Raw genomic sequence first — 13,684 nt, forward strand, 5'->3', positions numbered from 1 at the left:
TGTTAATAAAAAGGAAGATAAGATTTGTTCTCTAAGCAAGCTTAAACGAGCTAGTTAGCTCTTTAACAACCTAATATTTTACATTTTATTATCCTCATAGGGATAGTCTGCCCTTTTTTAGGTCACTTTATTACTAATAATCCTAATTTTCCTATTTTTTCATCTCTAATTAATATTCACTTTTTAAAAGATCAATTATGCTCATCTCTAACCAAATATATAATCTATTATTCAATATGTAAATTCTTTAAATTTTCACCTTTATAACCATATTATATCACAATTTCTTCCATATTCTACATTATAATTAAGTTTCACTTGTTCTTTTAGCTACTTATTCTATCCCTCTATTTTTTTAGCATTTCCTTTAATTATTCAAAACCAACCTTATCTTCTTCTAATTGTAAAATATAAATAATATGCTCCCATTATAGTATACAGTTAAAATAATAAAACTGTTCTATAATGGGAGCATATCACAATTGGTTAACTTTTATATTTTCCATTATCAACGCTTATTTAAAACATAGCCTTATATTTAAATAAGCTTATCAATCAAAACAAAGTGTTCTTTACTAACTTCTATCCACTTTGCATCTTCATTGTAATTTTCATTATATTTTATATCGTAATCTTTATTTTTAAATCCATCTTTCTTATTACTAGAATTATCTTCTTGTAAATTAGCTGCTATCAACATTTTAGTATAAGGATGTATTGGGTTAGAATATAATTCATCAGTAGATGCAACCTCTACTATTTTCCCCTTATAAATCACCGCTATTCTATCACTAATATATCTAACCATAGATAAATCATGAGATATAAAAAGGAAGGTTAAATTATTATTTTTTTTAATTTTCTTAAATAAGTTTATTATTTGTGCTTGCATTGATACATCAAGTGATGCAATAGGTTCATCTGCTATAATAAATTCTGGCTTTGTTGAAATAGCTCTAGCTATACCAACTCTTTGTCTTTGTCCTCCTGAAAGGTCGTATGGATACTTATTTATACTACTTCTATCTAATCCTACAACATCGAGTAAGTCATATACTACTTTTTCTCTCTCCTTTTTACTTTTATACAGCTTTTGAAGTTTCATTGGCTCTTCAATAATATCTTTAACTGTCATTCTAGAATTTAAACAGGATGTAGAATCTTGAAAAATAAATTGTATCTTTTTACTTATTATTTCCCTCTTAATTCTTTTTGATTTTTTATCACTAATAGTGATACCATCATATTTAATCTCTCCACCAGTTATTTTATTAATACCTACTATACTTTTTCCTAATGTAGATTTACCTGAGCCTGATTCCCCTATTAATCCTAAAAACTCACCTTTATAAATATCAAGTGAAACGTCATCTATAGCCTTTATGATTTTATTATTATTTAAGGTAAAGTATTGCTTAAGATTTTTTATCTCTAAAAGTTTTTCTTTATTCATTAATATCTAACTTCTCCTCTTTAGCTCTAATTTCCTCTCTTGCTATAGCTGCTTTTGGATGTAGTAACCATGTTGCAGCATAATGACTTTCACTAACTTTAAACATTGGTGGTTCTTCTAAAAAATCTATTACTAATGGATTCTTATTTCTTAATGCAAAAGCATCTCCCTTTGGTGGGTTTAAGAGGCTTGGTGGCATTCCTTCTATAGTCGGTAGATATTCTTTGTCCATATTAAAAGCGGCTATAGATGACATTAATCCTATTGTGTATGGATGAACAGCATTTAAAAATATCTCTTCTTTTTTACCTATTTCAACTATTTTACCTGCATACATTACAGCAATTCTATCTGAAATTCTATTTACCACTTCCATATCATGGGTAATAAATATTATTGAAATATTAGTTTTCATCTGTATTGATTTTATTAAATCTAATATTTTATTCTGCATTATAGAATCTAACGCTGTCGTAGGCTCATCTGCTATTAAAACTTTAGGATTACATGCTAATGCTATAGCAATGGCTATACGTTGTCTCATTCCACCTGAAAATTCATATGGATATTGGTTATATCTACTTTCTGCTTCATCTATTCCCACAAAATCTATTAATTCTATAGCTCGTTTCTTAGCTTCTTTCCTAGTAACCTTATTATGAACTCTAACAGCTTCTGATATTTGTTTTCCTATAGACATAGTAGGATTCAATGATGTCATTGGGTCTTGAAAAATCATAGATATTTCCTTACCTCTTATCTTTGACATCATCTTATCAGTAAGATTACATATATTATTGCCATTTAATAATATATGACCACTTTTTACATATCCATTTTCAGGTAATAATTTTAGTATACTTCTACATAAAACTGATTTTCCGCATCCTGACTCTCCTACAATTGTCAAGATTTCTCCTTTTTTCAAATCAAATGATACATCTCTTACCGCTTTAACTTCGCCACATTTAGTTTTAAAATTCACTTTCAAATTTTTAACTTCAAGCACTGTATCCATTATAAATAATCTCCTATTATTTATTAATATTGATAACTATATAATATATCTTCTTATTTTAAATCCCAATCCTCAACATTCCAGAATATTCCTACTCCATGGTGTCCTAAAACTGTTTCTTTAGTTATTCCTTCTAAATTATTTTTAGCTACATAAATAGAATCAATATATGCTAAAAATGTATAAGGAAGATCTTGTGTCATTTCCTCTTGGAACTCTTTGTAATATTCTAGTCTTTCTTCATAAACATCCGTTTGTCTAGCTTTAGTAAGTAGTTCATCTATCTTTTCATTGGAATATGAATTGTAATTAGCACCTCCATTAGTTGAAAACACCTTATATGTATGGTCATCTGGGTCAAATGGACTTCCCCATCCAATTAAAAATGCGGCTTGGTTTTCCCAATCAATATCAGATTTTACAGTTACCCTTACATCTACTCCTATTTGTTTTAACTCTTGGGCTGCAAAGTTTGCCATATCAATTCTTTCTTGGTCACCTTCCATGCAAACTAGTTCAAAGCTTAATTTTGTTCCATTCTTGCTATATATTCCATCACTTCCAAGCTTCCATCCAGCCTCTTCTAATAATTGCTTAGCTTTTTCTGGATTATACTCAAACTTCTCCATTTCAGAATTATTATATATTCCCATTTGAAGCGGAGAGTAAGCAGCATCACCATATCCTAATAAAATATTATCTACTATGGCTTCTCTATCAATTGCATAGCTTAAAGCATTTGGTAGTTCTCTATTTTCTTTAAATAATGGATAATTAAAATTATACATTATACCTCTATAATCTGAGGTTTTCATTATATCTACTACGAAACTATCATCATTTTTAAATGTTTCAATATCTTTTGGAGTTACTTGAGCTAAATCTAATTCTCCAGACTTTAATTGCATTACTCTTGCCTTTGTATCATTAACTATCTTAAATATGATTTTATCTATATTAGGAGGTTTTCTAAAATAATCTTCATTTTTTACTAATGTAATCCCCTGGCCTTCATCCCAATTAGCAAATTTATATGGTCCTGTCCCAATAGGATGTCTATTAAAATCACTTGTCATTATATCTTGGCCTTCTAATATATGCTTAGGAATTATACCTACAGATAAATAATCTAACATTGCAACATTCTTATTTTTTAAGGTTATTTTAACTGTGTAGTCATCTACTATTTCAATATTTGTTATATCTTCATAATTTGTTGCTATTTCTGAACCATTATCTGGATTATTAATTGTATCATAAGTAAACTTAACATCTTCAGCTGTAAATGGCTCTCCATCGTGCCATTTAACGTCATCTCTTAAATGAAATGTGTAAGTTAAAGTTGCTTCATCATAATTCCAACTTTTAGCTAATGCTGGAATAATGTTATTATCTTTATCATGAGCTGTTAATCCATTAAATAAAAGTGAATTAATTTCCCCATGTTCAAAAAGTGCTGGATTTATACTGGTATAATCTCCACTTCCATATACTAATACTTTTTCTTTAGCTGTATCATTATTCATATTTTCACTTGCATTATCCTCTATTTTACTTCCGCAACCTATCAGTAAAGATATGGATAATAATAAAACTGTCACTTTAACTTTTTTTAACATCTAAACCTATCTCCTTTACAGATTATTATACTTTTTAATATTTTTCTTTCTTAAATAATTACCTATATTAGCTATACAAATAAGGGTTACAATTAGAAACAATCCTGGAAATAAAATTACCCACCAAACATTAGATAGTAATGCATTTTGAGCTAGTGATAACATGCTTCCCCAAGATATAATATCTAATGGTAAACCAATCCCTAAAAAGCTAAGCGTGGATTCTGTTGCAATTGCTGATGCAATATTGCTTACTACCATAAACATTATTGATGCCATAAAATTAGGTGCTAAATGTCGTCTCAATATATAGAAAAATCGTCCTCCCATTATTTTAGCTGATAATATATATTCACTATTTCTTATTTGTCTAACTTCACTTCTTACAACTTTTGCAATACTTATCCAACTAACAATTCCTATAACAATGGACATAGATATTGGTGTACTATCCCCTACTATTGATTGCATAAAAATTATTAACAAAATAGAAGGAATACTTAATAATATTTCTATAGCTTTCATCATTAAATTATCTATCCAAGGAGCAGCCATACCACTAATACTTCCATATACCACTCCAATAACTGTTGAAATTATAGTTGAAAAAATTCCTATAAATAACGATACTCTTCCTCCATACCAAATATTTGAAAATATATCTCTTCCCATAGAATCTGTGCCAAAATAAAATGTTTTATTTGGAGGTACATTACTATTAGCTAAATCCATAAACTTCGGATCATGATTCATTATTAATGAAGAGCTTAAACAAGCAATTATTATTATCAATAATATTATTATTGATAAGTAGTGACTCTTGTCTTTTATAGTAAATGAATTTTTATTTACTTTCTCTTCTTTAATATACTTGCTTTTATCTTTAACTATTTTGAAATTATTGCTATGAAGGTTCAAAAGTTTCGCCTCCCTGATAATTCATTCTCGGGTCTATCTTTATATTTATAATTTGAGCTATCATATTTGATATCAATACAATAATACCTGTTATAAGAGATAAAACCATAAGCATATTATAATCATGATATTTAGCACTCTCAAATATAAGAGTTCCTATCCCTGGATAAGAAAAAACCTGCTCAATTACATATGTTCCTGCTAAAATATGTGGTACTGAAATTGCCATAATAGTTATAAATGAGGGCATAATATTTCGTAAACAATGTCTATAAACGACTTGTCTTTTTGTTAGACCTTTTACCTTTGCTAATAATACATAGTCCTCTCTCATCTCTTCTAAAATCTTATTTCTTACCATATATCCGTAATACCACAAATGCCCTATTACTAAAACTACTAATGGTAATATTAAATGTATCATTCTATCAGCTATATCACTTTCATTCCCAATGGAATATGCTCCACTAGTTGGTAAAATGCCTAAATTTACGCCAAATATTAAAATTAATATTAATGCTATCCAAAATGATGGTATACTCGATGTTATATTTCCAATTGTCATTATTATCTTATCAATAAGTTTATCTTCGTGTATGGCACAAAATATTCCTATAATTAAAGCTCCTACAAATGTTAATATGTAAGCTAATCCACCTAAAATAATGGTGTTTTTATATACATCCTTTATAACTGACGTAACATCACGCTTATACTTATATGAAATTCCAAAATCGCCTTTTGCAACGTTTTTAAGCCATTTTCCATATTGAATATATATAGGTTCATTAAGCCCTAATCTATCTCTAGCCTTTTCTTTTTCTTCCATACTCATTCTTTCAACGGCATTTCCATGATAAGCTTTAAGTGGGTCACCTGGAGATAATCTTGAAATGTAAAATACAACTAAAGATAATATAAAAATAGCAATAATACACTGAAATATTTTTCTTAATACAACTTTTATCATTTTTTACTCCTTAAATATTATATTGTCTCTAAGGTCCTCATTTACATTATAGTCATTCAATACCAAATTATTATTTATCCTATCTATTTAATAGAAACTCTTCATGTACTAAGCTTAGTAAAATAATTCAATTTATTAAAAAAACAAACCCCACGTACATTTACGCAGAGTTTATTTAATAAATACTAATCTTTAAATTTATTTTTTAGAATAAATTTTTATCTTAATATTTTTTATTTAGCTTATTATTTATTTCAATAATATTAAGACATAAATAATCTAAACACTAACGTTTCATGATTTATCTGTGACAGCTCAATTCCAGGAGTGTTAGCTCCAAATGAATCAAAATCAAGTTCTTCTATTAGTTTATAGTAGTGATTAAATTTTTCTGAGTATTCTTTAACTAAAAGTTGACCATCTTTTTGACCTAATGGTATTGCTCTAACAGCATTTTGTATTATAGTTGAAACAGTACTGTACATATGTAACTTAATAGCTTCTTCTTTTGACATTTCTAGATCATGCATTAATAATCCAAATACTATTGCTGGATGTCCATATACTTCTTTAGAAGCAATTTTTTTAGCATATATTTTTAAGTTTTCTATTTCATATAGATCTAAATATATCTTTATCATTCTACTAGCAACTAATTTGGCAGCATTTCTAGTTTCTTTTGCAACAGTTTGTGCTATTAATAAGTTATCAATTTCCCAGACCTTATCCACATCACCATTTTCTAATGCTTCATATAACATTCTTATTGCTAATCCATCAGATGTTATAAATTGATGCTTTAAAAATAAATCTACCCACTTACTAAAACTTTTAGCATCATCTATAACATTATTTCTTAAATATGTTTCCATTCCGTAAGAATGGTTAAATGATCCTATAGGAAAGTTAGAATCACATAATTGTAATATCTGTAACATTTTTAAACTCTTATCCATACTAATGCTTATGCTCCATAAAATTAACATGTGTAAAAGCGTTTTTTACTCTTCTATCTTCTCTTGAATAATTGATGTTATCTTTCCTTAATTCATCCTCAACTAAATAATCATATTGAACTATCATAACATCATCTTCAAAATGTGCAGGTAGATGTTTATTTCCTAATTTATGTGCAATATATGCCATTTCAGTTATATCCTTAGGTTTAATAACTAAAACATCTTCGCTTTTAACTTTTACTATAACTAAATTATGACCATCATTAAATAATATATCTCCATCTCTTAATTTCATACCTCTATCTAATGATATTCCATGTTCATGGTTATGATCTGATTTAACTCTTATTATTCTTTTAACTAAATCATCACTATCTATATATATTTTTTCTAAATGATACCCATCTGTACTTTCTAATTCATCTAAATTTCCTAATATCTTTTCAAAAAGCATAGAAAGAACCTCCTTATTTAACTTAATATTTTATTAATACTTACGTATATTTATTGGTTTTAAACCAAATAATTCTTCTCTAAGATAATAGTGCACTGCATCTATTGCCTTTTGAATTTCTTGAGTTAAATTTCCTAAAATTCTTATTATAATGCCATGCTCTTCTAATATGGAAACACCATATTTTATATCTAAATTTAAAGCATCGATAATCTCTCTTGCTTTTTCAACATAATTTTCATTCATATTTTCATTTATAACTACCATTGTGCCAAAATTAATATAACCTTCTAATATCCCAAGTTCAGTTACATCATATTCTCTTGGACTTAATTGTAAATTATCTAACAATAAAAGTTTATTATCTACATAAATCTTATTTCTCATCTTTACAGAATCATATTGGAATTTAGATCCATCCGGTGACCAACCTGATGTTATTCCATCTGTATAAATAAGAGTAGCTTTTTTATCCATGTATATTGTAGTATCTTGATTATACATAGCATTTTTGTACAAAATAACGCTGTCAGAAATATATTCTAAAACTGAGTTCTCTTCCATTTTTATAATAGTTTCTTGACAAGCTGGTTCTCTATTTTTTTCACATTTATACACCTTAGTTGGTGCTTGTGTTGTTATTATCGCTTTAGCATCTTTTTTTACTTCTATTGAATTTTTATATACTTCACCTTCAACATATCCTCCACCTAAGTGAAGTAAAAAATAGCAAGGTGTCTTTTCTCTACCTAAAAATATTGCTGGTGAAACCTTAGATGCTCCTACAAAATGAGATGTAGTTGCAACCGTACCATTAGGTTTATTCTCTAAAACTAACTTTGAATTACCAGCTATTTTATTATTCATATCGTTAATCATATTAACAAATTCCTTCTAATAAACATTTTTCTTTTATCCACTTAATAATAGTTTCTATTCCCTCATCTGTTTTTAAGTTAGTGAATATAAAGTCCTTTTCTCCTCTAAATGTTAATGTATCTTCTCTCATAACATCTAAATTTGCTCCAACATATGGTGCTAAATCTATTTTATTTATAACAAATAAATCACTCTTAATCATACCTTGTCCTGCTTTTCTAGGTATCTTTTCACCTTGAGCAACGTCTATTATGTACATTGAAAAATCAACTAAATCTGGACTAAATGTAGCTGCTAAATTATCTCCGCCGCTTTCAACAAATATTATGTCTAAATTAGTAAATTTATTTTTTAATTCTTCTATAGCTGCAAAATTCATTGAAGCATCTTCTCTTATTGCTGTATGAGGACATCCTCCTGTTTCTACTCCAATAATTCTACCTTCTTCTAATACTGAATTTTCAACCATGAATTTTGCATCTTCTTTTGTATATATGTCATTAGTTATTACAGCTAATTCATAATCTTTTGCCATCTGTCTTGTTACTCTTTCAATTAAAAGAGTTTTTCCTGCACCTACAGGACCTCCAACCCCTATTACTACTGGTCTCATAATAAAATCTCCTTTACTATAATTAGTTAAAAATAATCTAAAATCTCCTAAGGATAAATATAACCTATCCTTAGGAAATTTTTTTAGTGTATATGATCAGAATCAATATCCCTAAAAGCTACTTCTAAACTAACTTCATCTAGCTTATATTCGATATGAGCTGATTTTAATATTTCTTCTATTCTTTCATCATATTGTAATAGCATTTTACCATCTTGAAATTGAGCTGGAAGATGTCTATTCCCTAATGAATGAGCTATCTTACCCATTTCTGCCATAGTATCAGCAGTTACAACAAAAACCTTATATAAAGCCATTTTTCTCTCCATAAATATATCTTAGAATAAGAAGTATCTTTGAGCCATTGGTAATGTCTCTGCTGGCTCACAAGTTATAAGTTCTCCATCAACTGTAACGTCATAAGTTTGTGGATCTACTTCTAACTCAGGCATAGCATCATTAAGTTTCATATCTTTCTTAGTTAAATTTCTAATACCACTTACAGGTAATACTTGTTTTTCTAAACCTAATTTTCCTTTTATGTCATCTTCAAAAGCATATTTTGATACGAATGCAGCAGTAGTTTGTCCTACAGCTTTTCCATGTGCACCAAACATCTTTCTTAACATCTCTGGTTGACATGTTGGAATTGAAGCATTTGATTCTCCCATAACTGAAAGGTTAATCATTCCACCTTTAATTACTACCTTAGGCTTAACTCCAAAGAAAGCAGGTTCCCATAAAACTAAATCCGCCATCTTACCAATTTCTACAGATCCAACATAATCAGATATTCCGTGTGCTATAGCTGGGTTTATTGTATATTTTGCAACGTATCTTCTAAGTCTGTTATTATCGTCATATTCTGAATCACTTGCTAGAGGACCTCTTTGATTCTTCATCTTAGAAGCAGTTTGCCATGTTCTAGAAACAACTTCTCCAATTCTTCCCATAGCCATTGTGTCTGAACTCATGATACTGAATACACCCATATCGTGAAGTATATCTTCTGCAGCAATTGTTTGCTTTCTAATTCTTGAATCAGCAAAAGCTATATCTTCTGGAACTTTGTTATCTAAGTGGTGACAAACCATAAGCATGTCTAAATGTTCAGCTACAGTATTAACTGTATAAGGTTTTGTTGGGTTAGTTGACGCTGGTAATACATTTGGATGTGATGCCATCTTTAATATGTCAGGAGCATGTCCCCCACCAGCACCTTCTGTATGGAATGTATGAATAACTCTTCCACCTATTGCTTTTATAGTGTCTTCAACGAATCCACCTTCATTTAAAGTATCTGTATGTATAGCAACTTGTACATCATACTCATCAGCTGTTCTTAAAGCGTAGTCAATTGCTGATCTAGTTGCACCCCAGTCTTCATGAATCTTTAATCCACAAGCACCAGCTCTTATTTGTTCTGCATTAACTTCAACGTTAGCTCCGCTACCTTTTCCAAGAATACCTACGTTTATTGGAAGTGAATCAAAAGATTCTAATATTCTATGAATATGCCATTCACCTGGAGTACAAGTAGTTGCGTTTGTTCCATCGTTAGGGCCTGTCCCACCACCGATTACAGTAGTAATTCCTCCATGTAAAGCTGAGTCTACTAAATCTGGGCTAATAAAGTGAACGTGAGTATCAATTCCTCCAGCAGTTAAGATACATCCTTCCCCTGCTAAAGCTTCAGTACTAACTCCTACTATGAAATCTACATTATCCATTCCATCAGGATTTCCACCTTTACCTATTGCAACGATCTTTCCATCTTTAATACCGATATCAGCTTTATATACTCCTGTATAATCTAAAACAGTAGCTCCTGTGATTATTAAGTCAACAACCTTTGGATTTTTTCTTGTTTCTATTGAGTTTTGACCCATACCATCTCTTAAAGATTTTCCACCACCGAATTTACTTTCATCACCATAAACTGTGTAGTCTTTTTCGATCTTTAAGAATAAATCTGTATCTGCAAGTCTAATACTATCTCCTGTAGTTGGTCCAAATAAATCAGAATAATGTTTTCTGTCTATTTCAAAAGCCATTATTTTCTACCTCCTTTAGCTAGGAATCCATCAACTTTATTACATAAACCGTAAACTTTTCTCTTTCCAGCTATATCTATTAAATTAACGATTTTTTCATCACCTGGTTCAAATCTTACAGCAGTACCTGCTGGTATATCTAATCTCTTTCCATATGCAGTTTCTCTATCAAACTCTAATGCATTATTTACTTCATAGAAATGAAAATGAGAACCTATTTGAACTGGTCTGTCACCTCTATTTATAACTTTTAATTCGATTGCTTCAAATCCTTCATTATATTTTATTGGCTCTTCAGCTAATATGTATTCTCCTGGTATCATAATTTAAACCTCCACTTATTGAATAGGATCATGTACTGTTACAAGCTTTGTACCATCTGGGAATGTACATTCAACTTGTATAGTATGAATCATTTCTGGTATTCCTTCCATAACTTGCTCTCTTGTCAGGACTTGTCTACCTTCATTCATAAGAAGTTCTACAGACTTTCCTTCTCTAGCACCTTCCATTATTTCGTCTGTAATAAGTGCTACAGATTCTGGATAATTTAACTTAATTCCTTTTGCTAGTCTTCTTCTAGCAACATCTGCCGCTACAACTATCATTAATTTTTCTTGTTCCTTCATTGATAATCTCATAGCTGTATCCTCCCTCATTATAATTTAAATATCACAATTTTTTGCGACCTTTTTTTTATACACCTTTTTTATTTATCATTCAAATTTACACTTTTAACACTTTTTTATTTTTAAAGATTATATATTAAATATTTATCATATGAAAAAGTTTACCTCTTATAAATTTTTTAATTTTTCTTTATTTTTCCACATTTTTGGGTAATTTTTTCATGTATTTTTATGTATTTTTCATCTTTTTTAATGAAATTATTATATCGTTTTCAAGTAATAATACTAAAATAAAAAAAGATCACTACAAAATGATCCGAAAAAATCATTTTGTAACAATCTCTTTTAAAATTTATTTAGGAAACATATTAATTAATAATAAGAATCCTGGAATCCAAGCTGTGAAAATACCATCAATAACTGATAAGTATCCAACAAATTTCCCTAAATCTTTCTTCATTACTAATTCTATAAATCCAGTTAACCATAATAAGCCCCATAAAAGCCATATAATAACCCAATATATATTTCCTACAGTGAAGTCTATAAATTTTAATGTTGTTGGATCAATAAATGCTAATGGAATAGTATTTATTGCTACAAATAAACAGTACCAGCCATATAATCTACCATCTAGGTTAAATAGGCATCTTGCTGCAATAAACAGATATGTAAATCCAAATAATAGACCTGTTCCTGCCGCAAAATAATTCCCTTGTATTACTGCTACTATATTTAATATAAATGATAATACTCCAGTGAATACATTAAATACTGCCATAGATTTTTCATCGATCTTACAAAGTCTTGCTATACCATTAAGTATAAGAACTACTCCAACGTATAATAAAACTACACCTAACATAATTTACATCTTCTTTCTTTTTTTAATTTTTACTCGTATTTTGTTTCATAATTTTCTTTAAAGAATTCTTGGTCTAATCCTTTTAATTGTACTTCATCACTTACTTTTATAGATTTTATCTTATCTACAACTTTAAATATTATGTAAGTCATCACAACTGAATAAACAATAATTATTAAGCAACCTATTAATTGTATAGAGAATTGCTTTAATCCAGCTGATATTCCATTTACTCTTGGGTTTGCAAGCACTCCTACTAATAGTGTACCTATAAATCCACCCATTCCGTGAACTCCCCAAACATCAAGTGCATCGTCCCATTTCTTTCTTTCAAATTCTACACAGAAGAAACATACTACAGCTGCTATTGCACCTATAATAACTGCTCCTATTGGGTCAATATATCCTGATGCTGGTGTAACTGTTGCTAATCCTGCAACTGCACCTACTATCATCTCAAAGAAAGATGCTCTTTTACTATGCATAGCATAAAGTATTAACCAAACTATCATTCCTGTTGCTGCTGCAACTCCTGTATTTGTGAAAACTATTGCTGCTGTTTCTGCTGCTGCTAAAGTTCCACCTGCATTAAATCCGAACCATCCAAATAATAATAGAGCTCCACCTATTGCAACTAATCCTAAATTGAATGGACCTTTTTCATTTTTGTACTTTCTTTTACCTAGTACAAGTAATGCACCTAAACATCCAAATCCTGATGTAATGTGAATTACTGCTCCTCCAGCGAAGTCTACGAATCCCATCTTAGCTAAGAATCCGCCACCCCATACCCAGTGAGCTACTGGGAAGTATATAAGTATCATCCAAGGAATTAATACTTTTATCCATCCACTTATAGTTAATCTGTTAGCAAATGCTCCTGTCATTAATGGTGCTGTTATTATTGCAAACATTAATTGATACATAAAGAACATAATAAATGGTATATTATTACTATAAGTAGAGTTTACAGCAAAGGTAACATCCTTAAATGCAAAATATTGAAGCGGATTACCGATAACTCCTCCAATATCTTTACCAAATACTAAACTAAATCCACCAAATATCCATAACAATGATACAACTCCTATTGCAATGAAAATTTGGAACATGATTGTTAATGCATTTTTTCTTTCAACTAATCCACCGTAGAAAAATGCTAAACCTGGTACCATAATTAAAACTAGTATAGTAGATAAAATTATAAATGCTACATCCCCGTTATTAATCATAAGACTCCTCCTTTAATATAT

15 protein-coding genes are annotated in these 13,684 nt (G+C 29.5%); all 15 read right to left on the minus strand.

Features of this window, described 5'->3' with window-relative positions; all coding sequences use genetic code 11:
* Positions 1–538: 538 nt before the first annotated feature.
* Complete coding sequence (locus H8S10_RS08695) at positions 539–1,453, minus strand: ABC transporter ATP-binding protein (protein ID WP_186838593.1); 915 nt, start codon at positions 1,451–1,453, stop codon at positions 539–541.
* Entirely contained in the window at positions 1,446–2,471 is a 1,026-nt protein-coding gene (locus H8S10_RS08700) for an ABC transporter ATP-binding protein (protein ID WP_186838594.1), read from the minus strand. Before H8S10_RS08700 ends, H8S10_RS08695 begins: the two co-directional genes overlap by 8 nt.
* A 53-nt stretch (positions 2,472–2,524) precedes the next feature.
* The gene (locus tag H8S10_RS08705; protein WP_186838595.1) at positions 2,525–4,090 is read right to left on the minus strand and encodes an ABC transporter substrate-binding protein; all 1,566 of its coding nucleotides are present in this window, start codon (positions 4,088–4,090) and stop codon (positions 2,525–2,527) included.
* 15 nt (positions 4,091–4,105) lie between these two features.
* On the minus strand, positions 4,106–5,008 hold the full coding sequence (locus H8S10_RS08710) for an ABC transporter permease (RefSeq protein ID WP_347707673.1): 903 nt from the start codon (positions 5,006–5,008) through the stop codon (positions 4,106–4,108).
* Positions 4,995–5,978 (minus strand): ABC transporter permease, encoded by a 984-nt coding sequence (locus H8S10_RS08715; protein WP_055262688.1) that lies wholly within the window; start codon positions 5,976–5,978, stop codon positions 4,995–4,997. The genes H8S10_RS08710 and H8S10_RS08715 overlap by 14 nt, the downstream gene beginning before the upstream one ends.
* 263 nt (positions 5,979–6,241) lie before the next feature.
* A complete protein-coding gene (locus H8S10_RS08720; protein WP_055262686.1) occupies positions 6,242–6,934 on the minus strand; it encodes an urease accessory protein UreF in 693 nt (230 codons plus the stop codon).
* A gap of 1 nt (position 6,935) precedes the next feature.
* Positions 6,936–7,391 (minus strand): urease accessory protein UreE, encoded by a 456-nt coding sequence (locus H8S10_RS08725; protein ID WP_032118343.1) that lies wholly within the window; start codon positions 7,389–7,391, stop codon positions 6,936–6,938.
* A 33-nt stretch (positions 7,392–7,424) separates the two neighbouring features.
* Positions 7,425–8,270 carry an urease accessory protein UreD gene (locus H8S10_RS08730; protein ID WP_231074062.1) on the minus strand — a complete coding sequence of 282 codons (846 nt, stop codon included), beginning with the start codon at positions 8,268–8,270 and terminating at the stop codon, positions 7,425–7,427.
* A 1-nt stretch (position 8,271) separates the two neighbouring features.
* Positions 8,272–8,883: an urease accessory protein UreG gene (gene ureG / locus H8S10_RS08735; protein ID WP_172675723.1), complete on the minus strand. Its 612-nt coding sequence runs from the start codon at positions 8,881–8,883 to the stop codon at positions 8,272–8,274.
* An 83-nt stretch (positions 8,884–8,966) separates the two neighbouring features.
* Positions 8,967–9,200: a hypothetical protein gene (locus H8S10_RS08740; protein ID WP_051986857.1), complete on the minus strand. Its 234-nt coding sequence runs from the start codon at positions 9,198–9,200 to the stop codon at positions 8,967–8,969.
* A gap of 21 nt (positions 9,201–9,221) precedes the next feature.
* Positions 9,222–10,937, minus strand: coding sequence for an urease subunit alpha (gene ureC / locus H8S10_RS08745; RefSeq protein WP_186838596.1), 1,716 nt, complete (start codon positions 10,935–10,937; stop codon positions 9,222–9,224).
* Complete coding sequence (locus tag H8S10_RS08750) at positions 10,937–11,260, minus strand: urease subunit beta (protein WP_032118340.1); 324 nt, start codon at positions 11,258–11,260, stop codon at positions 10,937–10,939. Before H8S10_RS08750 ends, ureC begins: the two co-directional genes overlap by 1 nt.
* 15 nt (positions 11,261–11,275) lie before the next feature.
* Positions 11,276–11,578 carry an urease subunit gamma gene (locus H8S10_RS08755; protein ID WP_055262684.1) on the minus strand — a complete coding sequence of 101 codons (303 nt, stop codon included), beginning with the start codon at positions 11,576–11,578 and terminating at the stop codon, positions 11,276–11,278.
* A 340-nt stretch (positions 11,579–11,918) separates the two neighbouring features.
* The gene (locus H8S10_RS08760; protein WP_055262682.1) at positions 11,919–12,431 is read right to left on the minus strand and encodes an AmiS/UreI family transporter; all 513 of its coding nucleotides are present in this window, start codon (positions 12,429–12,431) and stop codon (positions 11,919–11,921) included.
* A 29-nt stretch (positions 12,432–12,460) separates the two neighbouring features.
* On the minus strand, positions 12,461–13,663 hold the full coding sequence (locus H8S10_RS08765) for an ammonium transporter (RefSeq protein ID WP_186838597.1): 1,203 nt from the start codon (positions 13,661–13,663) through the stop codon (positions 12,461–12,463).
* Positions 13,664–13,684 lie beyond the last annotated feature (21 nt).

Origin of the sequence: Clostridium sp. NSJ-49, assembly GCF_014287725.1 — a bacterium.
Taxonomy (GTDB): domain Bacteria; phylum Bacillota; class Clostridia; order Clostridiales; family Clostridiaceae; genus Clostridium; species Clostridium disporicum_B.